Consider the following 25,053-nt stretch of genomic DNA (forward strand, 5'->3'; position numbering starts at 1 on the left):
AAAGCCTTAGACTATGTCATATCCAAACAAAAGAATGCTTCTTATCATAAAGATAAGGAAGACTATCATATTTTTACAGATTATATTCCTTATGGTATTGAAGAAACAGGTCATTATCAACATATCTTTATGTGGATACATTTAGAAAGTTTCTATGTTTTGAATGATGAACTTATTCAAGACGAAAGCTTTTCTATTCCTTATAAAATCACTTACAAAGATAACCAGGTCATTCAATGTGAAATGCCTGAAAGTGGAGATCTTTATATTGATTCTATTCAAAGGCTATTTCCACCTCAAATACAAAATCATATCTTAAATCACTCATCCCATTCATTTGATTTAAGTCAACAAATTCAAGAGCACTATGCTTATCTTCCTTCACCAGATATAGCTCATACTGTCTGTTATTAAGCTTACTATAACGAACAGTTTAAAACTTATTAATGAATAAAATCTTTGTATAGTATTTATTCTCTATACAAAGATTTTCGTTTTTTCATCTTTTGTTATTATGGGATACACAAATATATGATATAGTTTGGAAAAAGGAGATGATGCGATGGATTTATATTTTGTATTAGTTGGATGTGTTATTCTTATATGTATTTTATTAAATCGTTTTTTAGATAAATTGGCTATTCCTTCTCTTTTGTTTTTTATTCTTTTAGGCATGCTTTTAGGTGAAAATGGTATTTTAGGTGTTGTTTTTAATGATTATCAGATTGCCGAAATGATTTGTTCAACCAGTTTGATATTCATTATGTTCTTTGGTGGTTTTGGAACCAATTTGAAAGTAGCCAAACCAGTGATTATCAAATCTATTGTCTTATCAACACTCGGTGTCTTATTAACAGCATTGCTGGTTGCTGGATTTGTTTATTATGTTTTAGATTTATCATGGTTACAGAGTTTATTAATTGGATCCGTCATTTCTTCTACTGATGCTACATCTGTCTTTAATATTTTACGTTCTCGTCATTTATCTTTAAAGTATGGAACAGACTCCTTGTTGGAAATTGAATCAGGATCGAATGACCCTGTTTCATATATGTTAACAATATCTGTGATTATGATTATGACAGGACAAAACATATCTTTACCAGTTATGATTTTTCAACAAATCATCTTTGGTTTATTATGTGGTTGTTGTATTGGAAAAATCATAGTGAAAATTTTAAATGAAGTTCATGTCAATGAAAGCTATGAAAATACAGTTATCATTTTTGCAAGTAGTATTATCACTTATGCTTTTTCTAATCTGATTGGTGGAAATGGATATTTAAGTGTTTATATTTGTGGCATCATTTTAGGTAATAGTTATATTCCCCATAAAAAAGACATGGTTCATTTTTATGAAACTCTTACAAAAATGGCACAAGTCTTAATCTTCTTTTTACTAGGATTACTTGTCACACCATCCGAACTTCCAGAAGTTATTATTCCTGCCATTTTGATTATGATTTTCTTAACATTTGTAGCTCGTCCTTTATCAATTTCTGTACTCCTTGGTATGTTTCGTTCACCATTGCGACAAACGGCCGTTGTATCATGGGCAGGATTAAGAGGTGTAGCATCAATCGTCTTTGCGATATATGCTGTGCTTTATCAAGTTGATTTACCATTTGATTTATTTAATCTTGTCTTTTGTATTGTCTTATTTTCACTTTCTATTCAAGGCTCACTTCTACCATGGATTTCAAAGAAATGTCATATGATCAACCCACAAGTTGATATATTACGTACATTTAATGATTATCAAGAAGATAATGATATGTGTTTTGTGAAAATGAAAATAGGACCTAATCATCATTTTAAAAATCTAAAGCTTAAAGATATTAATGCTGATGATTTGTTAGTTATTTTAATCGCAAGAGATCACCAAACTTTGATTCCTAATGGTGATACAGAAATATTAGAAGGAGATTTACTTGTTTTAGCCGCAAAGAAATTTGAAAACAGAGAAAACATTCGTTTAGATGAAACCCATATTCATTCATCACATAAATGGAAAGATAAGCTTGTTAAGGATATTTCTTTACCTGCTAAACAGTTAATTATCATGATTCAAAGAAATCATCAATCTATTATCCCTAATGGAACAACGCCTATCTTAGAAAATGATATTCTTGTGACAATTGAAACACAGGATGAAATATAAACATCGAAAAAGACTTCAAAATTCAATTGTTTGAAGTCTTTTTATCATTATTTATAAAATTGAGGTAGGTATTTTTTATGGGCTTCTAGCATTTCATCTAATATCTTTTTAGCAGTGATTTCACTTTGAACAAGAGGGTTAATTGTCATCGCAACTAATGCATCATCATAATTTCCACTTAATGCAACATTTGTTGTTAAAATTTCAAAAGCTTTTAACTGATGAATTAAACCAACTGTTTGTAAAGGAAGCTCTCCGACTGGGATAGGAACAGGTCCATCTTTTGTGATTTTACAGCTCACTTCTACCACAACATCAGCAGGCATATTAGAAATAGCACCTTTATTTAATGTATCAACAACTTGTATATCACCTTTATCATTATATAATGACGAAATCAAGTTGCAGGCTGCATCACTATAATATGCTCCACCACGTTGTTCCAATTCTTTTGGTTTAACATCAAGATTTTCATCTTTATATTTTTCAAATAATTCTTTTTCAACCTTTTTAACAACTTGTGCTCGACATTGTCCTTTTGCAGCATCTTCCTGACAATGTTCTAACATTTGTTGTTTTTGTAAGTAATAGCGTAAATATCCAATACCTAAATATCCATAACTATTTAAAAACTCTTTTGACCATGGAATATCTACAATATTTTTCAAAGATTCACTATTTCCCTGATCAATCATTGTATCAATCAATTTTCGATTCGCATTTTCTCCATTCAATGTAATATCTAATGCATAAATCATATGATTGATACCACCGATTTTAACATCTAATTCATCATTGTCTTGAACATTTAAAATATGTTCAATATCTTTAATCATATTCACTGGTCCATTACATAAACCAATAAATTTCTTCCATCCTGTATGTCTAAAAACAGCTTCGGCATTAATACCTGATGGATTCGTAAATGAAATAATCCATGCGTTTGGACATAATTTTTCACAATCTTTAATAATATCAAAGATAACAGGTATTGTTCTTAAAGCTTTAAACATACCTCCTGGACCATTTGTTTCTTGTCCAATGACACCATATTTTAAAGGAATCAATTCATCTTTTTCTCTCGCATCTAATTGCCCAACTCTAAATTGCGTTGTGACAAAATCTGCATCTTTCAATGCTTCCTGACGATCAAGAGTCATATAAATCTTCATAGGGATTCCTGCTTTTTTCACCATTCTTTTTGCAAGATTTCCTACAATTTCCAACTTATGTTTCCCTTCTTCAATATCAACAAGCCATAATTCTCTAACAGGTAATTCATCATATCTTTTGATAAATCCTTCAATAAGCTCTGGTGTATAGGAAGAACCACCACCAATTGTTACAATTTTAACGCTTTTCATAATCTTCCTCCTTCAATTGACTCGCTGCATTTCTATCAAGGCAGACAATCACATTTGGATGTCTTTGAATAATAGAGCTAGGAAAATCTGGTGTCACTTCACCATAAATCATTCTTTTCACTAAATCAGCTTTCTTTTCTCCCTTAGCCATCATGATCAGTTGTTTTGCTTTCATGATTGTGCCAATTCCCTGTGTGACACCTTGTGTAGGAACATCTTCAATATGATCGAATCCATAATCAAGTGAACTTTCTATAGATTCCTGATGTAAATCCACAACATGACACGCTCCATCAAGTGGACTTCCTGGCTCATTATAAGCAATGTGTCCATCCATTCCAATTCCTAGAATTTGGATATCAATAGGATTGGCATCAATCAAAGATTCATATCTTTGACATTCTTGAATCATATCTTCTTTTGATCCATCTAAAGCATTGATATTTTCAGGTAAAATATCAATGTGAGAAAAAAGTTCATTTTTCATTGCTGATGCAAAACTACGTGGATGACTTGGAGTTAATCCTACATATTCATCTAAATTGAATGCTTTGACCTGACGAAAACTTACTTTTTGAGCCTGATAATTGTCTATAAAATAGCGATAAACTCCAAGTGGTGTTGATCCTGTTGCAAACCCAATAACTGGTTGCGAATGATTTCTAATAAAATGACAGATATATTCTCCTACATAAGCATCAAGATACTCCTCTTTTTCAAAGACAAGAATTTTCATTTTAAACCCTCCTATTTTATAACTCTCTTCTCACATTAATAGTAACATGATTAAAGACGAGAATATACAAAAAAACAAATTTTAATTAATTCTTAATCTCATATCTTTTAAAGTATATTCTTAGACAACTTTTCATAAGTAAACCTAAATATCTTTTCAATATAAATTGACTTTATGACTTATTTATGAAGTTTAATATTGTAAAAGGCATATATAGACATTCTTTTTAAGTATTTGTTTTTTTCATCATTCGCTATTACAATATAGAGTATAAGGAGGAATATAAGATATGAGTTTTCAGGAGAATTTTTTATGGGGTGGTGCGATTGCTGCCAATCAGGCTGAAGGTGCATGGAACGAAGATGGCCGTGGACCAGCCAAAACAGATGTCACAACAGGTGGCTCTGTGAAAGAACCAAGATATGTGACATTTATTGATAAGGATGGAAAACCTGGTAAAGTCATCAATGGTCAACCTATCCCTGAAGGAGCAAAGTACGCTGTTTTAGATGATTATTATTACCCTAATCATGATGGTGTTGATTTTTATCATCATTATAAAGAAGATATTGCAATGTTGGCTGAGATGGGATTTAAAATGTTTAGACTTTCTATTTCATGGTCACGTTTATATCCTCATGGTGATGAAGATCAACCTAATCCAAAAGGTGTTGAATTCTATCGTTCTGTCTTTTTGGAATGTAAAAAACATGGTATTGAACCATTAGTGACAATCTGGCATTTTGATACACCATTATATTTAGAAGAACATTATGGTGGATGGAACAATCGTCAGCTTATTGATTTTTACGTACGTTTTGCGACAACTTGTTTTAAAGAATATCAGGGGTTAGTGAAATACTGGCTCACATTTAATGAAATCAATAACACAATTATGATGTTAAATCTTTTTGGTAATCATGCTGGAGATAAAGAACATCAACAAGGTTATCAACAACTTCATTATCAATTTGTTGCAAGTGCAAAAGCAGTTCAGATTGGTCATGAAATTGATCCAAATAATATGATTGGATGTATGATTTGTGGCATTACATTTTATCCAGGAACATGTGATCCTCAAGATATTATGGCTAATCGCCATATGTGGGAAAAGAGTATTTTCTATTGTGGAGATGTTCAATGTAAAGGAAAATATCCAACTTTTGCGAAAAGATTATGGAATGAACATCATGTTCAATTAGATATCACTGAACAAGATTTAGAAGATTTAAGAAATGGTTGTGTAGATATGTATACATTCTCTTATTATATGTCTTCTATTGAAACAACACATGAAACAGATGATATGGTTTCTGGTAACTTTGCTGCGGGAGCAAGAAACCCATATTTAACATATTCTGATTGGGGTTGGGCACAAGATCCTTTAGGTTTACGTTATTATCTTGAAATGATTTATGACCGTTATGAAAAACCAATCATGGTTGTCGAAAATGGTTTAGGTGCTTATGATACTTTAGAAGAAGACGGAAGCATTCATGATGATTACCGCATTGATTATTTAAGAGATCATATCAAAGAAATGGGTAAAGCCATTGATAATGGTGTGAATTTAATTGGATATACAACTTGGGGATGTATTGATCTTGTCAGTGCTGGAACTGGTGAAATGAGAAAACGTTATGGTTTTATTTATGTAGATAAAGATGATCAAGGTCATGGAACTTATAATCGTTATCGTAAAGATTCTTTCTACTGGTATAAAAAAGTGATTGAAAGTCATGGAGAAGATTTAGACTAAAAGAAAACACGTTGATCAAAATGATTAACGTGTTTTAATAACGTCTTTTTTTGCCTTTTTTGTCATGAACACTGAAGAAACAAATGAAACAAAAGGTACAGTCATAATAACCCCCAAAGACCCTGAGATCCCTTGAATAATTTCAATACCTATATCATAAGAATTAATCATCTGTAAAAATGGAATATTATATGCATAATAAATCATCAATGTACTTAAAGAACTTCCAACAAACGCTAAAATCAATGTATTAGACATTGTTCCCATCATATCTCCACCAATTTTAATACCACTCTTAAATAAAATCGCTCTTGATATATTAGGATTATGATATACTAATTCTTCTAACGTTGTTGCAATTGACATTGACATATCAACAACAGCACCTAATGATGCAATTAAAATAGCGGAGAATAATAATCCACTAACATCCAATGGTACACTCTGTCCAATATATATTAATGATTCTATATCTTCTACATTATAACCATTAATATTTGTAAACATTCCACATAACGCAGCAAATAATCCTGCCACAACAACCCCACAAACTGTTCCAATAATAGAACAATATGTTTTCATAGAAAATCCGCCTATCAGATACATCGTCATTAACGTTGTTATAATGGTAACTATAACAGCTCCTAAAAACGGTGAAAATCCTAAGTATAACATTGGTAGATATAAATAAATAATACAAATAAATGTAAAAATTAAACTAATAGCTGAAGTGAGACCTTTTCTTTTTCCAATCATAACTAAACAAATGAGAAAAAATGCAACAATCATAAATAATGTATTCGTTCTATCATAATTATACACGCTAGCTGAAAATGATCCGTCATATTCACTGACTTGTACAATAACATCTGTTCCAACTTGACAATCAGCACCATACAGATAACTATCGATATTTGTTGCTTCGACAATCTCTCCGGCATAATCTCCAGATTTGAGTTCAACATTAACAACCTGTGTTCCCAATTGTTGTCCACTTTCATCTCTACTTTCAGAAATAATTTCCACAACCGTTGCTCTTTCAAATTGAGCACCTTCAGTATCCATTAAAGACACTTTATCTACTCCTTGATTAAAAAAATACAAAAACACAAAAAACAATAAAACACATATCCAAACAACAATATGTTTTATTTGTTCTTTTCTATTCAAACTCATAAATTCATTCCACAATTTCATAAAATCCTCCAATAACGAAAACAAGACAGAACAAGTCTGTCTTGTTACTTCAATCAATTATTCAGTCTCTTTTTTTCTATAAACCTTATAAGATACAATTCCAGCTAATGAACCTACTGCTAATAATGTTAATCCTAAAACGTTGGCTGTATCCTCAGTTTTAACAGCATCTTTAGACGTAGCAGAATTTGAAGTCTGTACTATTTGATCTGATTTGCCAGATTGATCAGTTGTTTGAGAAGGAGTCTGATCTTTATTTGTTTCTTGTTGGTTTTGATTGTTATTTTGATTATTCTCATCGCCAGATTGATCAGTTGTTTGAGAAGGAGTCTGATCTTTATCTGTTTCTTGTTGGTTTTGATTGTTATTTTGATTATTCTCATCTGGGTTTACAGGTGTAACAGGTGTTATATCTTCTTTATTAACTAAAGATTGTAATTCTGTTTGTTCTTGTTTTAATGAATCAAGTAATGAAGTTAATTCTGTTTTTGTAATCTTTGATTCATTCATTTGTGTTTTTAATTGAGCTAAAGCTTGTTTATACGCATTAACATTTTCTTGTGTATATTGACCTTTTTTATTTCCAATTTCAATTGTTGATAAGAATTTTCCAGCTTCATCGAATTGTGCCTGTAAATCTGCATATTCTGCTTTTGTCACAACTTCAGATTTAGCTGTTAACATATTTGTATAAACTTGATCAATTGTTGCTTCATCAACTGCTGCATTTTTATCAGCTTCATAGAATGTCTTATCCAAGAATTTTGAGTATCCTTGTTTTAAAGCATCAGTGTTATTTGGATCTCTATAATCTGTATCTTTTGCTCTAGCATAGTAATCTAATGGATCGTTGTTAGTATTCCATCTTGAAGCTAAATCATTGATAGCCACAGAATCATCAACAGTTTCTAAAGTTGTAGATAAGCCATTTAAAGCTTCTTCAATACGTTGTTTTGATCCACTTGTCATATCTACTTTATCCATTGATTGTAAATCAGCTTTTAATTCTTCAATTGAAGTTGCTTTTTTATCTTTTTTAATAGTAACATCATTTGCATATTTATCTCCATTAACATCATATGTTTTGATTGTAAATGAATCACTTGTAAAATCAATTGTTGAGAATGTTGGAATTGGATTATTAGAACGTTCAGCTAAGTAATATTGTTTATCTGTACTTAAAGCATAGAATTTACTTCCTGTTGCTGAACCAGCAGCGATATATAAAGTTCCTTCTGGATTATATGCAGTACTCGCTGCATCTTCTCCAACTCCTTCAGTTGTAATAACTTTACCATCTAAAATTTGGAAAGTACGTGCATAAGAATGATCGTGCCCAGTTAAACATACATCAATATCAAATTCATCCATTAATGGTGCAAATAAAATTCTTAAGTTAGCTCCATCCGTATTAGCATGAGGTGCGCCAGCTCCATAAATATCATGATGGAACATAACGATACGCCATTTTGCATCTTCATAACTGCTAATAGCTTCTTCTAAGAATGCTTTGTGTTGAGCAACATTACGGCTATTACTATTTAAAGAAATAATTAATGCATCACCATAACTATAGTAATAGTTTCCTCCTGCATTTGTAGATCCTAATGCAGATGCGTTTGGATTATTGTAATGTAATTTGTAATCATCACCTTTAGATTCATGATTACCAATTGTTGTTGCGACAGGAATACTTCTTAGATATTGAGGATATAAATATCCAGCATATTCCTGTTCTTTAATAATATAACGTGCTTTATCTGCAGCTGAATTATCATTTGTAACTTCTGAATAATCAATTTGATCTCCTGCAGATAAAATAAAGCTTGCATCAGGTGCTGTTTTCATTGCCTGAGTTAAAGTTTTGTTCCATGAATAAGTATCATTTGCAATATTTTGATCTTCATTAGATTTTTCACCTGTTGATCCAGAAGCACCAATTTGTGGGTCTCCTACAAGAATTGCCTGGAAGTTTGTAAATGAATGTGTCTGATATGTATAAGTATCACTCCATGTACTTCCATCTACACTGTATTGATAGTAATAAGTTGTGTTTTCTTCTAAATAATTGTCAACTGATACTTTATTTGATGCTTTATAATATTCTGCCCCAGTATCAAAATCATTTGTTTTATTAATACTTTGAGCTTTCCCTTCAAATACAGTAGCATTACTCATATCTTGAGATTTAGACATTTTAACTTGTGGTGTCCCAGCGACTTTTGAATACCATGCAAAATTTAAATCTTTTTCTGTTTTACCAGGTGTTAAAATAACTTTTCCTGAATCAAATTCTTCTTTATTGTTCCAAGTGTTATTATACCAGTCTTGATATCCAGATTCATTTTGGACATTAGAAATGTAATCTTTATATCCACCTTCATGAACTCCGAATGCAAAAACTGAAGCGCTACACATTGATGACACTGTTGTCATAGTTGCTAATGAAAGAAGTAATTTTCTTTTTAAGTTTTCGTTCATTTTCATTCTCCCTTTTTTTAATTTAAAGTATCTTTCAATACTTCCGTGTATACTTTAAACAATATCAAAGAAGACCTCAATAGCATTTACAAACACTTAAACTTCTTTTACATAATTTTAAGAGAACTTCCATTTTTATTTAGAAAACTTACAAATTATTAAAATGATATCTTTAAACAAAATGATCTTACTTCATAACAAAAGAATACACTTTATACATTTTGATTATCAAGGTATCTATCATACCAATCAGCAATAATAATAACTGTTCAATTAATAAGAGAACAATTAATTTTTTAATGCCTGATTACTAAATATTTATTGCTTCTTAAGAAGGGAAATGTTAGGTTCAAGAATATTCATAATATACATTCTTCTTTTATCTTCTTTATTTTATTCTTTTGTACAATAACAATAATGAAATCCACTATAACCAAATAGAATAGTCTCCCTTAAATAAAAAAGGAATTTCTATTTAAATAGATTTTCCTTCTTTAAATATCCTCAATTTGAAATACTATTATTGTTCATCATATAAATCTGCAATTTCTCCCATATCTTCCAATCGTATATGTGAAGCATCTATTCTTGGTGATTCTTCATTTTGTTGGGATAGATTGGCAGGTAACTGTCCTTCTAATTGTCCTCTAATACTTTTTGATCTTAGTAAGCAAAACTCCTGAAATGTATCTACGCCTAAAAGATAATCTTGATAAGAACAAAATGCAGTTGGATCTTTTCGTACATAAGAATCTATCATTTGCGTTGTGTCTTCTACCTTCTTTTGAAAATATCCACTTTCAAAATATTCATCAATAAAATATTGGAAATATTCATGATATTGTTTAAAATACTCATCATGTTGCATAACATGATGGTACAACGGTCTATTAAACATAACCTCTTGAGTATAAGGCGTATTAATAGGATAATTCACATATTTTGTCACATCATTACTAGGATTAGGCATACCTAATGAATATGTACCATATGCTAGATTATAATCCCAAGGAAGCATTGAAATCATACCATCTTCTTCATATAAATAATAGTTATGTCCCGTTGGACCTAAATAACTATCTAAATTAACCACAAAAACCTGTACTACGAAATATCTTAAAACCTCATCTATGTTGACAGCTTTTTCTATATTTTGATTATCATCTAATATTTTTAATGATTGAATTAATCTTTTTTTATCAGCTTCAGTTATCTTAAATTTCGCATTATTAAATAAATTAGGATACGATTCAATATTCTCATCAATATACTGTAACGCTAAATCTTTATTAGGTGCATAAACATCTGTATATCCAGGTTTATAAAGAATTCCATGATCTTTTCCATAATTTCTTTTTACAAAAGCTTCTTCTGGTTCTTCAATCGCTAAAAATAATCCCCAATCTTTTTGATTGATTGTCACCCAGACATAACTTGTTAGAGGAGATGGAACACCCATAAAAGACATCATATCGTAAGTCATATAGTTTTTTAAGTATGCATTATCTTGAAAAGAACAATCTAATGTAAACTTATCCAAGCCATAATAATGATATCCTGAGTCATAATGATCAAATTCTATTTTTAGACTAAAACGATCTGATTCATAACGGTCAATAAGTTCTAACGAATTATTTCCCTTCACTCTCAGCCCTACCATATCAAAGGTTTCTCCATCTATCGTTATAGAAGATGCATGATATTCTTTGGCTTGTGCCTGATCAAAAAATTTCTGTGAATTTTCCAATTGTATATCAATCGTATGAACATAACTTTGATCAAATAATTTAGAAGCATAAGCAGGTAATTGATAGGCTGGTGTTATACCCCAATGTCCCGGTAACATCAAACCAACAGTGATAATAAGACTAAAGATAACGAATATCATAACAAGTATATCTATATATTTATGTTTAATCATATTAATTCATATAATCTCCATTATAAGAAACCATCACTGTATATAAAACACCTTCCATATCTGAAAGCCCATTAACAAATGATGTTTCCTGATCCTTAAGTCTGATTTCATAATTCAATTCAATACAATCTTTTTTGATACTCTTGCTTTTCAACGAAAAAGCATATACCTGTTTTTGAATAAATTGATAGACATTCTTTTCACTATTTTGATTTTCACAATGAACAACTAGTATATAAGGTCTTTGTGTATTTTTCTTATGAGAAAAGATATAAAGAATAATTCCAATCCATAAACTCCCAAATACAGCTAAAGGAATTAAACCTGCTGCCAATACAATACCGACTGCTATACTCCAGAACAAAAACGCAATGTCCATAGGTTCTTTAACAGCTGTTCTAAATCGTACAATTGATAAAGCACCAACCATCCCTAAAGATAAAATAATATTACTTGTAATGGCAAGAATCACTAATGTCGTAATCATTGTTAAAGCTACAAGTGTTATTGCAAAACTGGAAGTATACATAATCCCACTATATGTTTTTTTATAAACAAAGAAAATAAACATCCCCATCATAAATGCCAAAAGTAAAGCTATTGACATATCCAGTAATGAAACAGCATGTATATTTTCTAAAAAATTTGAACGAAATATATCCTGAAAAGTCATTTTTCTTCTCCTTTACCAATCAATCTGTCGACATTTTGCAAACTTTGAATAGGCTGATGTTTTCTGTGAAAGTCCTTGTATCGCCATTTTCACAATATCAGGTAAAAATTCATTATATTTCACTTCGAATACTGCAAAATCATCTACACCTATTTTTCTATGATCCAATGATAAAAAATCATATATATTTTTATATGTACACAAATATCTATCTATTGTTAATCTTACCTTGGATATATCATATGTATAAGCCTGCCTTTGGTATGATACAATCACACAAGGTTTTAATAATTCTCCTTTTAATGCACTATAAAATTCAATCATTAATGGATTACCACTTTTTAATAAAAAATCTATATCTCCATTCAATATATCTTGAACCTGTTTAACAGTCAATTTCGTAGAACGTTTCGCACATAACCCATTATGTTTCATTTTCTTTTCTAATCGTATAAAACTTAAATCATGATTATAATATCGTATTCTAAACTTATGCCTTTGTGATACCCCATTTAACTTTTCTTTTAAAGCTCTATCATCAGGTGTATCAAAATAAAGACTATGAACATCATAATACCCTTCATTTAATGTATAATGATCTTTAGAGAATAATAAATTCAATCTTCGATTTAAAATCTCTGCTTCTAATGGATTGATAATATGTTTAAGTTCGTGCCGATATTGAATAGGTTTATAATTCTTAATCATAAGCATAACCTCTCTATAAATTGAGGAGTTTATTTCTATAAACTCCTACATTTTCACATCAAATGAAACAATTTCTCCACTAATAGCATTCACTTGATAACTATAACTTGCATATGAATCTGTAAAATTCACATTATATACAAGTTGATTGCTTTTAACATCCAATTCATCTTCATACGACTTCAAATCATTAAGAGTCACTTGAGCATGTTCTAAAACTTTTGTTCTAACTTCTTCATCTCTCAAATATCCACTATGACTCTCTACCCCATCTATCGTAATTGTTTTAAACTGTATATTTTTATAATGAATTAATGTATTTAAATCATTAATGGAAAGATCAACCAAATCAGAAAATTCATAATCTGGACTGACACCTATTAATTTTTTTATTAACGTGACCTTACCTACAGAAATCCCATATTTTTTAGCTAATTCCTGTCGTTCTTTAGAAAAACTGTAATCCTGTGAAACAACTGATGCATTTAATGAATAACCCGATAAAATATCTTTAACATCTGATGCAACTTGTTCTTTCAATTCTTCTCTAATTTCTTTATCCTGTCCTTGAACACTAACTAAAACTGAATTTTTAGCTTCACTTATATATCCATATTTAAACATACTTCCTATAATAGCATTTACAGCTACATCCAAATCTGTATTTTCTAAATCCATCTCTTCTAAAACAAGAACTGCATCTTCATTGTGACAAATAACCTCTTCTACTCGCCTTTCATTATTGACTTCCAATTCAATGCTTGGATTCACTTCAAAGGCAACTGAATAAGCCTCTTGTGAAGGCCAAAAAAGAAAACCAATCACAATCATACACATAACAACTGCAAGTGATAATGATTTATGAATATGAATTTTTCTTTTATGAACTTCATCTTCAGGTCTAACTTGAGATATGTACTGTATATCTTGGAGTAATTCATTTTTTCTTGAAGGTGTATGAACACTTTGAAATTCCTGTCTAATCATCTTTTTTATCTTTCTATTATTCATAGTTCATTCCTCCAAACTTTTTTTCAATTTCTTTAATGAACGATGATATTTATTTAAAACTGTTGTTAATTTCATTTCCATAATTTCAGAAATTTCTTTAAAAGTTAATCCTTCTTCTACATGTAAGATGATGATTTCTCTTTCTTCAACTGAGAGTTTATCCAATAGAACCCGAATCATCATCTTATCATGTATATCTTTCATCCCTTCATCTACAGCATCAATTTCATAATCGACAACCTGTTCCCTATTATGTTTTCTAAATGACATATAAGTGATGTTGCGAGAGATTGTTATTATCCATGCTTTAGGATGACCATTTTCTTTATACAGATGAATATTTTTATATATCTGTATAAAAGTATCGTGAGTCAAATCCTGTGCCATTTCCTTTGATTTGACAATACTATAAATATAGCGATAAATATCATCACGCATCAAATCATATATTTCTCCTAAAATATCTGTTTCATTTTTTAATCGAATTAACAATTTCTCTAATTTTTTCTCTCTTAACATCATTGATCTCTCCTATGATGTTAATATCTCATTTATAATTTATCTATTTCTTGCATGTTTATATTAAGAATATATTAAGTTTACATTAATTAATCATCGTAATTTGTATCATCATGATCATCATCTTTGTCATAATTTGTATCATCATCATCATGATCATCATAATTTGTATTATCATAGTTTGTATTGTCATAATTTGTATTTTTATTTGTTGATTGTCCTGAACTTGATGGTTGTGTTGATGGTTTTGAAGTAGCAGGTTTATTTGTTGACTGATAATTCGTATTATCATAATTTGTATTATCATAATTTGTGTTTTTACTTGTTTGTGATGAAGTTGATGGTTTGGATGCTGCTGGTTTACTTGTTGAATTATAGTTTGTATTATCATAGTTTGTATTGTCATAATTCGTATTGTTTTGATTTGTTACTTTATTTTGTGTTGTCTGTTGTGTATTTGATGGTTTACTTACAGGTTTAACTTCTGGTTCAACCTCTCTTTCTACAATCCCTTTTGCAGCACTCACTTCATATTCATATTCATTTTGATTATATTTAAATTCTATATCATAAGTCAAAACACCATTTTCCATATCATAATCAATTTCCAATTCTTTAATCTGACTCTTTGAAACGGAAGCATTCTTTAATGCGATATTTAAAGCTTCATCTTTTGTAATATATTGTTTTGTACTAACATTTCCTACCATTTTATTGGCATTTTTTTGTGTATCATCTTTATCTAAAGACTGATAAATTAAAATTAAATCTTGAGCATTAAGTTTCACCAAATCCTCTACTTTATATGTCTTCTTAGCATCATCATTTTCATCTATAATGTCTTCAATTAAATTTGCTTTTCCATAAGAAATGCTGTATTTATTCATCAAAGATTCCACATCATCATCAATATCTATATCTTGAGAATAAATAGCACCTTCAATAGAATAACTCTTCAATGTTGTATAAATATATTGACTCAATTCATCTTCTAAGGCCACTCTTGCTTGATCATCATCATTTTCAACTGACAATAAGACTGTATTTTGATTTGCATTTAAATATCCATTCTTAACCAATGAACCAAGTACTGCATTCATCGCAACATTGGCATCTGCCTGTTTTAAATCCATATCCTGTAAAACTTTTTTGGCATCATCATTAACTGCAATAGCATCTACAACTTTATGATCATCATCTAATTGTAATTGAATACTTGGATTGATATCCAAAGTGACAAGACTCGTATATTTTTGTGCACTTTGTCCATTTCCACACCCAGTCACCATTGATAACATAATGACTCCTGTTCCTAATAATTTTATCATATTTGTTTTTTTCATAGTTTTCTCATCTCCTTCACTCTATTAATGTATAAACATACTGATTTATCACAACAAAATTAAAAAAATTTTTATAACAAAAAAACATCCTTTTCAGGGATGCTCTTTTTTAAAATATAAAACACGTTATTCTTCTCATAATTTATGATTATCTTCTTCAAATTCTTCCAATATCTTGAGTGAACTGCTTGTTCCAATACGACTTGCTCCAGCTTCTATCATTGCTCGGCATGTTTTCCAATCACGTATTCCTCCGGCAGCTTTCACTTTGACTTCATCTCCAACTGTTTCTTTCATTAAACGAACATCTTCTACTGTTGCTCCTGAAGTACCAAAGCCTGTACTTGTTTTGATATAATCTGGCTTTACTTGTTTTGCGATAAATGCTATATGCTTTATTTCATCTTTTGTAAGGTAACAATTTTCAAAAATAACTTTACATATCCTGTGATTTTGATGACAGAGTTGCACAATACTTTGCATTTCTTTTTCAATATAATCCCAGTCATGCATCTTTGCCTTTCCAATATTAATTACATAATCAATCTCATCAGCTCCATCATCAATAGCCTGTTTTGTTTCAGCTAATTTGATATTTAATGTTGTCTGTCCTAATGGAAATGAAATAGCTGCACCGACATGAATAGAAGTTCCTTTCAGTAATTCTTTACACAACTTTACTGGTTCACTGTTAATTGCTACCATTGCAGCTCCAATATCTTTAGCCTCATCACATAATTTAATAAAATCATCTCTCGAGGCATAAGCCTTTAAAAACGTATGATCAAACATACTAGCGAGTTCTTCTTTTGTCATGTCAAAACCTCCTTATAATATATCATCATATCACTTTTATGATTTTAAATATAGAAAATTTCTTTGACTAGATTAATATCTTTATATCATATACTGTAAGTATTCTTATTCATATTAAGATTTATTTTCATTTGTAGTATATTATCCTTTTTTTATTATGTACTGATTTATATGAACAATTTCTTCATATCAATAAGCTTAAATATAAAGAAAGCTATTGATAAAAATATCAATAGCTAATCTTCAAAACAATATTAATCTTGAGAATCAGATTTTTTATTTTTTATAACCACAAATAAACATGCAGCTCCTAATAATGCTAATACAAATACTCCTATAACTTGTTCATCACCAGTTTTTACTTTATCATGAGATGAAGTTGTCCCATTTACTGTTGGTGTAGTAGTAGAAGGTTTTTCTCCAGTTTGTCCTGAATTTCCTTGATTTGGATTATTTTGACTTGGTTTTTCAGGTGTATCTGTACCTGGATTCATTTCATCACTCTTACCTTTAACTGTAACTGTAAATTGAGCTTCAAATTCACCATAATGTACAGTTAAAGTTTGTTCACCAACTTTTGATGAATCAAATCCTGTTACTTCTACTTTATGAGTAATATCAGTCGTTGCACCTGTATCATATTTTGCTATAACTTTTAATCCTGTTAAATCAAGCGTATCTCCAAGTGCATAAACCGTCTTACTTGGCATTTGTTCAATGGCGATACTTTCAATCTTTCCATTTGATACTTCTTGTAATTTAATTTTTGCATTATCAATAGCTAAATCACCATCTGATTTTGCTAAAGATTTAGCAGTAATCACAACTTGAGAAACACCAGTTTCTTGAATATTCAATGGTATTGATTTTTCTGTTAATGTTTCTGAAGCATCTAAAGAAATTGTTTGTTTAGCAATATGATCACCACTAATGATAAGTGACATAGGTTGAGTTGATTGATATGTGAAATCAAAATTATATAAACCTGCTTTTTGGACATTTAATGGTACAGTAATTGTATTTCCATCTTTAATCTTATTAATCAAACGACCATTACTATAATCATTTCCATTAACCATCTTTAAGTATTCATTAGCAACAATATTTTCATGTTTTGAATCTAAAATACCTAATTCTACTTCTAAAACTTTTTCATCTTCAAAATTATCTGGTAAGATCATCGCATTTCTTACAGAATATTGACTAATGACTTCAAGATTATTGTAAGCTTCCATTAAAGCATTAGATAATTTCATCTTTTCATCATCACTCATAGAATCATCATCTACTGCTGCTTTCGCTTTTAAATAAGCTTGATCAAAGGCATCCCAGCTTTCAGCTTTATACCATGATTCACTGATATTTGAAGTTTGTTCTACAGCATCAGCAATTCTCTTATCATTTTCAACAATAAGAACTCTTGCTGTACTTCTCATACCAAGTTGAGCTCCACCTGTTGGTGAGAAAATTTCTACATAGAAATCTTTATTTCCTGTTACATTTAAGTTATCAATAGTTTTTAAAGTAATATATTTTACTTTTTCTCCATCTTTAAATGTAATTGTTTCATTTGTAATATTTTCATAATATTGACCTTGAACAGCTGTTCCTGGAGGAGTTGTAACATTTACAGTAACCTCTCCTTTAGATCCACCATTACGTTTAATCTTAACTTTAACAGAATCACCTTCAGTTACCTGATATGAGTCTGTTTCAATTTCAAATAAACCATTTTCATTTGTACCTAAATAGTAACCATATGCAAAGTTTACAGGTTTTCTATTTGTACCTGTTGTTAATTGAATTGTATGTGTTCCAGCACCTAAAGTTGGAGATTCATACAATATTTGACCTGGTGTTATTTCACCAGCTGATGCATTAGCTGAACTTGTATACTTTCCATCAATGTAAATATCAAATGAACCATAGTCAGGTCCTTTTGTACCTACTAATGCAAAATATGTTCCTTCAAATGTATATTTAATATTTGCCCAACCATCAGTTGTTGTATAACTTCCATCTTCTTGTTTTTCCCAACCACTATTTCCAGCATGATCGTCATCCCAAGTTCCTTTATTTAATTCTAATCCTTCATCATCTGGAACGAATTTTGTATAAGCTTCTGGTAAAGGTTGAGTCTTTTCAAAACCATCAGCTGTTTTATAAATACCAACTTCACTAATCATTGGTTCAGCATAAGAACCTTTAATATTAATTCTAATAGCTTTTGCTTGAACCGGATCAATTCTTAATAATTTTTTAGCTCCAATAGTATGACCATCTTCAAAATCTTGCCATTGTCCATCGCTAGTTTGATATTCGACATTAAATTCACTAATTCTTTGCCCTTTTTCAATATATTCTTCAATTGATACGACATCAAATTCTTTCACTTCATCAAATTCAATTTCTAAAGTTCCAGTTTTTTCACCTTTTGCTGTTGTCCAATATGTGTCTTCATCACCATCAATAGCTTTTACTGGTGAATAATCTTTTGCATTCTCATAAACAGATGATGCACCTGCTTTTGAATTTTGAGCCAATAAATTTGTTTTAAATGTATTATCAATTGCATTTTTAAATTCATTTAATCTTGAATAAATACTTCCATCTAAATCACCAGTTTGATTTGGTGGGAAGTTTAATAATAATGGTGATCCATTACCAACAGTCTGGAAATAGATATTTCCCAATTGGCTCATTGATTTAGGTAAATCTCCATCATGATAGAACCAACCAGCTGTAATACTTACATCACTTTCTGGTACTGACCAATGATCTCCATCAGGAATACCATAAGTAAATCCATCAGCTTCACTATATCCATCACCTTTAACTGAATCTACTTTAGCCCAAGTTGTATCACTTGCTTGTCCTTTTTCATTTCCAATCCAGTGGATTCCACCATCAGTTCCACCACCGAAGATAAGAATTCCTGGTTCATTATCTTTAATAGTTTTTAAAATACGTTCTGTATCATATTCCTGAGCGTCGCCACCTTCTCCTTTGGCTCCATCCATCCACCATTCAGTGAATTTTCCATTATTTCCATATTTAGGATTAGTTACAATCTCAGTAATCTGATTTACATAATAATCATTATAATCTAAAGCATCTTTCTCTTTGACTTCTTCCATTGTCATTCCATCAATTGGATTTCCATTTTCATCTAACAATGGATTACCATCTTTATCATAATATCCATAACTTTCAGCATTTTCATCCCATGGAGATAAGTATAATCCCATATCCATATTGTATTTAGTACATGCTGCAGAGATTTCTGCTAAAATATCTCCCTTACCATCTTTATATGGTGAATTTTCAATATCATGTGCTGTGTACTGACTTGGCCAAATACAGAATCCATCATGATGTTTAGCAGTAACAATAACCTTTTTAAATCCTGCATTTTTTAATGCTTCTACCATTGATTCTGCACTTGATGCAAAATCACCAGTAGGATTGAATACAGATGGAGATTCTGTTCCATCTCCCCATTCATTACCTGTAAATGTGTTTACACCAAAATGGATAAATGCAGCTAATTCATCATCGTGATACTGAAGTTGTGCTTCATTTGGTAATGCTCCCCAACTTTCAGGTTCAGCAACTGTTTTTTCTTCTAACTCTGAATCATAAACTAAGGCATTTGAAGAGTAAACAGCCGAACCAACAATTGTTAATGCAAGTGTACCTGCTAAGGTACCTTTTAATATTTTACTTTTATTCATAGTTGTTCCCTTCTCTTTCCTTATTTAACATGTAATGTCGCACATGCTCTTGTATAAACGTTATTTTCACCAATAGTAGAATAAACAATTTCATATGTTCCTTGTTTAGAGAAATCAATTTCACTTGTTCTTGTTCTACCATTCCACATTAATTTTTGACCATCATTAATTGAACAACTTACATCTAATGCTTTACCATTTGCATCAGTTGCTTTTACATGATCCATTAATGATGATAATTGTGATTCATCGCTGATTGTTATATCTTTTACACCACTAAATGTTGGTGCAGTCGCATAATATTTATCAGCAGCTTCTTTTTGAGCAGCAGTTTGACTATAACTTACATAATCAATAACGAAATCCATTGGGAATTCTGTATCTTCATTAGGGAAACCAGGCCATGCTCCACCTGTAGCCAAGTTAAATAATAAGTAATGAGGTTTTTGGAAATAATCTAAGTCAGTAGTATAAATTGTACTATAAACATCACCATCGACATACCATTCAATTGTATCAGGATTCCATACAATACCAAATGTATGATAATCATCATTAAAAGTTCCTTCTTTTAATGAATAAGTATTTGTTTGAGCCTTATCACCATTTTCTGTCAATCCATTATGAATTGTTCCATGTACTGTACTATCACTTGTACCAGAAACATCTGGATTAGCTCCAATTAATTCCATAATATCGATTTCACCACACATTGGCCATCCCACACCTTGTTTAGAATCAACCAATCCATCTAACGTGAAATCATTACCTAAAGTCCAGAACGCAGGGAATGCCCCAGCACCTTTTGGTAATTTTGCGCGCATTTCAATTTTTCCATATAAGAATTCTTTCTTACCAAATGTTGCAATACTTCCAGAGTCATATTTCTTAACAATATCACTACCATCTGCATTGTAGTGCACACGATACTCATCTTTTTCTGTTGCACGTAAATATAATTTTCCATCTTCAACAAAAACATTTTCTTTATCAGAAACATAATCCTGAGGTTCAATACCACGTTTATGTCCTAATTGATATGACCATACTGATGTATCTAAAGTATCAAAGTCATCACGCCATACTTCAGTGTATTGGCTTGCTTGTTCTTCTTGTTCTTCTTCTTTTTCTTCCTCTTGAACTTTATCATATACTGATTTTTCATAAACACGCATATCACTAACATTTACTGTAGCATGATATGATGCCTGTTCTGCTTCATTTCCATTATCAGGACCATATTTATAAACATTTAATATAACTTTATCATAATTACCTGAATTAAATGCAATTTCAACATCACTCCAAGAAGTACCACCAGGGTATTGCTCTCCTAAACGAGTTGTTGATGCATTCTCATCATTATTTGGCCCCTCTACTGAAACTGTTGTTCCTGCTTGTGCAGCACTATGTTTGACACGTACTTTAAAAATATATTCAGTATTTGGTTTAACTTGCGCAGCAGTTCTTACCCAAACATCTCCATTTTCAGCAGGCAATACAAATCCATTGGCGTTTTCACCATAACCTTCCCCAATTGTTACTGGATTATCTGCTGGAGCATTTGAATAGAAATTCCCTGGTACCCATCCTAATGGCCAACCATCATTTCCTTGAATACTATCCTGTGTGATACCAACCAAATCACTATTTTTAATTAAGTTTTCTAACTTGGTTTTAGATTCTTCTTTTTCCTCATATTCATTATATTCTACTTTTGGCATTAATACAGCTTCATCAACGTAAACACTAGCTTTATAAATGTCACTATCGGTATTTGATTCATCAACCCATTTTAAGACACTTACAGTTATTTTACTATGATTTCCTGAATTGAAGGAAATTTTCTTTTGAGTCCATTCAACTCCCTTCATATTAGTTTCTTTGATACCTTCAATAGCAGTACCATTACCATCTAATACTTGGACAATAGCTTCTCCTTCTGAAAGCGAAGTCTTTACATAGGTACTAAATACATAGTCTGTATTCTTTTCAACATCTACTACCTGTCTAATCCAAACATTGTTGTTATTAGCTGGTAAAATTCCAGAGCGTTCACTCTCATTGTAACCAATGTAGCTAACCTCCCCTCCACTGTTTGAGTACCATGATCCAACTTTCATATCGGATGCATTACCCGTGTACTTTCCAATGTCAGCCGATTTGATATTTTCAAAATCGCCATTGGAAATGAGATTGCTAGCAGCACTGACATTCCAGTTTTGTGGAATCATTGTTCCCAACATAGCAAATGTCATTGCTCCAGCGACAAAAACTTTCTTTTTGGTCTTCATACCTTTCTCCTTTCCCGTTTAGTAAAAATATAAAGTTTTTTTGTTTCTTTTTACTAAACTTTTTACTATGGTTAGTATATACTTATAGATTTATTTTTGCAAGCGATTTCATCATTTTTTCGTTTTATTTTTTATTATCCTTAATATAAGTCCCTTATAAAATTCACAGAGCAAATAAAAAAAGAGATAGTTTTCCTATCTCCAAAAATTCGCATTTCCACTACCAAGAGAAACAACTTCAAATTTGGTATTATGTGAGGTGCCACCACCAAAATATCTTTTCCCAGAACCTTCACTACCATTAAAAATATCTATTTTATTTCCCTTAATAGCACCACCACGATCTACAACAATTCCATAAATAGTCCCTGCTGTATTTAAATTATGATTAGAAATCTTAATCACAGTTCCAAATGGAATAGATCGATCAGCAGCCAAACAATAATATTTCTTTCCTTTATAATATAAGTAAGGTGAGTTGGTATTATTGACTCCACTCGTTGGGGATAATTTCACACCAGATGAAGATGTTCCTCCACATCCTGTACAATCTCCACCATATATTGTCAATCTACCTGTAAAAGTTGTACCTTTTAAAACACCACCATATTGAATAATCTTATCTACTGGCTTTTCAATAATTTCTTCTTTAATCATTTGACGATCAGTTTCTTTTCCATTAGCAAAAGTCAACAGATAAGTTCTTTTAGCTTTTCCATCTTTTCCTTTTTGAACAACTGTTTTTGTCCAGCTTCCACTACCTTTGGTTTTTGTTGAGTATGGTATTGTTTCTATTTTTTCTATTGTTTTCGTTTCAACTCTTGTAATTTTAATCAAATCATCCTGTTGAACAATAGCATCTTTATCTTTATTTAAAGTATCCTTCTGATCTAACTCAACATTTAATTCATTTAAGACATTTGATACTGTATCCTGCTTGACCAAATAATCCTTTTCTTCCTGCAATCCATCTTTTAATGTAATGTCTACAGTTGGAATAAAATTCGTAATCTGATTGACGGCTCCAGATGATACAGTTGCTAACATAATAACAACGTATACAACCGCCATTGCTAAAATTCCTTTTGTTCGGCTATCAGCCGAGACAATCGCCTCTTTAGCTTTGTTTAACATAAAATATCCTCCTTATTTAATCCCAAACATTTTTTTGGCATTAAATGTTGTGATTCTAGCAACGTCTTCTATCTCCATGTTCTTTAGCTTTGCTATTTCCTGGGCAATATACACAACATTTGCTGGCTCATTCAACTTTCCTCGAAATGGGTGAGGTGTTAAATAAGGGCAGTCCGTTTCAATCATCAAATGATCTATATCAATTGATTTCGCAACTTCCTTAGGGACTTTTGCATTCTTAAATGTCACGGGTCCAGCTAACGATATTTCAAAACCTATATCAACATATCGTTTTGCCATTTCAGCCGATCCACTATAACAATGCATAATGCCATAATGTGCAGTTTGTTTTAAGATATTGTAAGTATCTTCATAGGCATCTCTAGCATGAATCACAATGGGCTTTTGATATTTTTTAGCAATTTCAATTTGCTTTACAAAAATATCTTTTTGCTTTTCATGAGGAACTTCTTCCCAATAATAATCTAAACCTATTTCTCCTAAAGCCACTACACATGGGTCTTGAAGCAATTTTTCAATTTCATTTAAATCTTCATCAGTTGTATCCTTACAATCATTAGGACTTATTCCGACTGCTGCATAGATAAATGAATATTCATGAGCTATCTCAACAGCCTTCTTTGATGACTCTAAATCATATCCTACAACAACCATATTTTCGACTTGATGATCTAAAGCATTTTGAATAAATTGATCTCTATTAGGATACAATTGTTCACTATTTAAATGTGTATGTGTATTGAAATACATCTCCATCACCCTGAGGCATAATAACAAATATTTAAAGCTTTGTCAAATTTCTAAAAACACAAATATACAATTATTCCCATTTTATCGACATTTTTCTTATTACAAAGCATCCTCATTTGTTAATATAACAAATAGATAAAACTTTGCTTTTGAAATATTCCAAGTTATCAATTATGCTCTTATCATGTCAAAAAACGTTGAAATCACAGACATCATATTTATAGTATGTCTATTTCTCAATCATTTAGTCATATTTTCATTATCATATAACATCTATTCAAAAAATAAAAAAAGGGTATATTAAATATTTGTGGGGCAGACCCTAGCCTTTAAATTTTTAAAGGGGTCTGTCTTTTCTTGCTTTAAATTTAAATTGGGGTTGCTTTTTATAAAATGAGAATCTCCTGTTATAATTTGTTTGCAAACAATAT

General features: G+C 30.8%; 18 protein-coding genes. 3 read left to right on the forward strand and 15 right to left on the reverse strand.

Translation table 11 applies throughout. The features are described 5' to 3' along the window. Both B5G32_RS13835 and B5G32_RS10290 read left to right on the forward strand, forming a co-directional pair. Positions 1-414: hypothetical protein (locus tag B5G32_RS13835; protein WP_158094008.1), on the forward strand; the 414-nt coding region annotated here is incomplete at its 5' end. A 148-nt stretch (positions 415-562) separates the two neighbouring features. Continuing rightward, entirely contained in the window at positions 563-2,161 is a 1,599-nt protein-coding gene (locus tag B5G32_RS10290) for a potassium/proton antiporter (RefSeq protein WP_087936585.1), read from the forward strand. Between the two features lie 47 nt (positions 2,162-2,208). Here the strand turns inward: B5G32_RS10290 and B5G32_RS10295 are convergent, their stop codons facing one another. Continuing rightward, on the reverse strand, positions 2,209-3,525 hold the full coding sequence (locus tag B5G32_RS10295) for a 6-phospho-beta-glucosidase (RefSeq protein WP_087936586.1): 1,317 nt from the start codon (positions 3,523-3,525) through the stop codon (positions 2,209-2,211). Continuing rightward, complete coding sequence (gene nagB / locus B5G32_RS10300; RefSeq protein WP_087936587.1) at positions 3,512-4,261, reverse strand: glucosamine-6-phosphate deaminase; 750 nt, start codon at positions 4,259-4,261, stop codon at positions 3,512-3,514. Before nagB ends, B5G32_RS10295 begins: the two co-directional genes overlap by 14 nt. Positions 4,262-4,550: 289 nt before the next feature. Here nagB and B5G32_RS10305 point away from each other — a divergent pair, with 289 nt between their 5' ends. After that, the gene (locus B5G32_RS10305) at positions 4,551-6,020 is read left to right on the forward strand and encodes a family 1 glycosylhydrolase (RefSeq protein ID WP_087936588.1); all 1,470 of its coding nucleotides are present in this window, start codon (positions 4,551-4,553) and stop codon (positions 6,018-6,020) included. A gap of 24 nt (positions 6,021-6,044) precedes the next feature. On the opposite strand, the gene B5G32_RS10310 is transcribed toward B5G32_RS10305, so the two are convergent. The 13 genes from B5G32_RS10310 to B5G32_RS10370 all read right to left on the reverse strand — a co-directional run bounded on the left by B5G32_RS10310 (position 6,045) and on the right by B5G32_RS10370 (position 24,622). Beyond that, entirely contained in the window at positions 6,045-7,217 is a 1,173-nt protein-coding gene (locus B5G32_RS10310) for a YibE/F family protein (RefSeq protein ID WP_204209713.1), read from the reverse strand. 57 nt (positions 7,218-7,274) lie between these two features. Next, entirely contained in the window at positions 7,275-9,698 is a 2,424-nt protein-coding gene (locus B5G32_RS10315) for a purple acid phosphatase family protein (protein WP_087936589.1), read from the reverse strand. A gap of 520 nt (positions 9,699-10,218) precedes the next feature. Further along, on the reverse strand, positions 10,219-11,619 hold the full coding sequence (locus B5G32_RS10320) for a CotH kinase family protein (RefSeq protein WP_087936590.1): 1,401 nt from the start codon (positions 11,617-11,619) through the stop codon (positions 10,219-10,221). A gap of 1 nt (position 11,620) precedes the next feature. Next, complete coding sequence (locus B5G32_RS10325; RefSeq protein WP_087936591.1) at positions 11,621-12,292, reverse strand: DUF4956 domain-containing protein; 672 nt, start codon at positions 12,290-12,292, stop codon at positions 11,621-11,623. A gap of 12 nt (positions 12,293-12,304) precedes the next feature. Further along, complete coding sequence (locus B5G32_RS10330) at positions 12,305-13,000, reverse strand: polyphosphate polymerase domain-containing protein (RefSeq protein WP_158094009.1); 696 nt, start codon at positions 12,998-13,000, stop codon at positions 12,305-12,307. Between the two features lie 45 nt (positions 13,001-13,045). After that, positions 13,046-14,011, reverse strand: coding sequence for a PepSY domain-containing protein (locus B5G32_RS10335; protein WP_087936593.1), 966 nt, complete (start codon positions 14,009-14,011; stop codon positions 13,046-13,048). Positions 14,012-14,014: 3 nt separating this feature from the next. After that, positions 14,015-14,530 carry an RNA polymerase sigma factor gene (locus tag B5G32_RS10340; protein WP_158094010.1) on the reverse strand — a complete coding sequence of 172 codons (516 nt, stop codon included), beginning with the start codon at positions 14,528-14,530 and terminating at the stop codon, positions 14,015-14,017. 89 nt (positions 14,531-14,619) lie between these two features. Then, complete coding sequence (locus B5G32_RS10345; RefSeq protein ID WP_087936595.1) at positions 14,620-15,873, reverse strand: PepSY domain-containing protein; 1,254 nt, start codon at positions 15,871-15,873, stop codon at positions 14,620-14,622. A 135-nt stretch (positions 15,874-16,008) separates the two neighbouring features. Beyond that, a complete protein-coding gene (gene deoC, locus B5G32_RS10350) occupies positions 16,009-16,689 on the reverse strand; it encodes a deoxyribose-phosphate aldolase (RefSeq protein WP_087936596.1) in 681 nt (226 codons plus the stop codon). Positions 16,690-16,943: 254 nt separating this feature from the next. Then, a complete protein-coding gene (locus B5G32_RS10355; RefSeq protein WP_087936597.1) occupies positions 16,944-20,423 on the reverse strand; it encodes an alpha-L-fucosidase in 3,480 nt (1,159 codons plus the stop codon). Positions 20,424-20,443: 20 nt separating this feature from the next. Continuing rightward, on the reverse strand, positions 20,444-22,717 hold the full coding sequence (locus B5G32_RS10360; protein ID WP_087936598.1) for a glycoside hydrolase family 16 protein: 2,274 nt from the start codon (positions 22,715-22,717) through the stop codon (positions 20,444-20,446). 195 nt (positions 22,718-22,912) lie between these two features. Then, a complete protein-coding gene (locus tag B5G32_RS10365; RefSeq protein ID WP_087936599.1) occupies positions 22,913-23,851 on the reverse strand; it encodes a G5 domain-containing protein in 939 nt (312 codons plus the stop codon). A 12-nt stretch (positions 23,852-23,863) separates the two neighbouring features. Then, positions 23,864-24,622 (reverse strand): TatD family hydrolase, encoded by a 759-nt coding sequence (locus tag B5G32_RS10370; protein WP_087936600.1) that lies wholly within the window; start codon positions 24,620-24,622, stop codon positions 23,864-23,866. Positions 24,623-25,053: the final 431 nt, after the last annotated feature.

The sequence above is a fragment of the Massilimicrobiota sp. An80 genome (assembly GCF_002159255.1).
Lineage (GTDB): Bacteria > Bacillota_I > Bacilli_A > Erysipelotrichales > Coprobacillaceae > Allocoprobacillus > Allocoprobacillus merdigallinarum.

What these genes read in the sequence shown, in the direction of transcription:
- B5G32_RS10365 (WP_087936599.1), bottom strand. Translation starts at nt 23,851, where the DNA reads ATGTTAAACAAAGCTAAAGAGGCGATTGTCTCGGCTGATAGCCGAACA.
- B5G32_RS10355 (WP_087936597.1), bottom strand. Translation starts at nt 20,423, where the DNA reads ATGAATAAAAGTAAAATATTAAAAGGTACCTTAGCAGGTACACTTGCA.
- B5G32_RS10335 (WP_087936593.1), bottom strand. Translation starts at nt 14,011, where the DNA reads ATGAATAATAGAAAGATAAAAAAGATGATTAGACAGGAATTTCAAAGT.
- B5G32_RS10305 (WP_087936588.1), top strand. Translation starts at nt 4,551, where the DNA reads ATGAGTTTTCAGGAGAATTTTTTATGGGGTGGTGCGATTGCTGCCAAT.
- B5G32_RS10360 (WP_087936598.1), bottom strand. Translation starts at nt 22,717, where the DNA reads ATGAAGACCAAAAAGAAAGTTTTTGTCGCTGGAGCAATGACATTTGCT.
- B5G32_RS10330 (WP_158094009.1), bottom strand. Translation starts at nt 13,000, where the DNA reads ATGATTAAGAATTATAAACCTATTCAATATCGGCACGAACTTAAACAT.
- B5G32_RS10340 (WP_158094010.1), bottom strand. Translation starts at nt 14,530, where the DNA reads ATGTTAAGAGAGAAAAAATTAGAGAAATTGTTAATTCGATTAAAAAAT.
- B5G32_RS10315 (WP_087936589.1), bottom strand. Translation starts at nt 9,698, where the DNA reads ATGAACGAAAACTTAAAAAGAAAATTACTTCTTTCATTAGCAACTATG.
- B5G32_RS10290 (WP_087936585.1), top strand. Translation starts at nt 563, where the DNA reads ATGGATTTATATTTTGTATTAGTTGGATGTGTTATTCTTATATGTATT.
- nagB (WP_087936587.1), bottom strand. Translation starts at nt 4,261, where the DNA reads ATGAAAATTCTTGTCTTTGAAAAAGAGGAGTATCTTGATGCTTATGTA.
- B5G32_RS10370 (WP_087936600.1), bottom strand. Translation starts at nt 24,622, where the DNA reads ATGTATTTCAATACACATACACATTTAAATAGTGAACAATTGTATCCT.
- B5G32_RS10325 (WP_087936591.1), bottom strand. Translation starts at nt 12,292, where the DNA reads ATGACTTTTCAGGATATATTTCGTTCAAATTTTTTAGAAAATATACAT.
- B5G32_RS10320 (WP_087936590.1), bottom strand. Translation starts at nt 11,619, where the DNA reads ATGATTAAACATAAATATATAGATATACTTGTTATGATATTCGTTATC.
- B5G32_RS10345 (WP_087936595.1), bottom strand. Translation starts at nt 15,873, where the DNA reads ATGAAAAAAACAAATATGATAAAATTATTAGGAACAGGAGTCATTATG.
- B5G32_RS10310 (WP_204209713.1), bottom strand. Translation starts at nt 7,217, where the DNA reads ATGAAATTGTGGAATGAATTTATGAGTTTGAATAGAAAAGAACAAATA.
- deoC (WP_087936596.1), bottom strand. Translation starts at nt 16,689, where the DNA reads ATGACAAAAGAAGAACTCGCTAGTATGTTTGATCATACGTTTTTAAAG.
- B5G32_RS10295 (WP_087936586.1), bottom strand. Translation starts at nt 3,525, where the DNA reads ATGAAAAGCGTTAAAATTGTAACAATTGGTGGTGGTTCTTCCTATACA.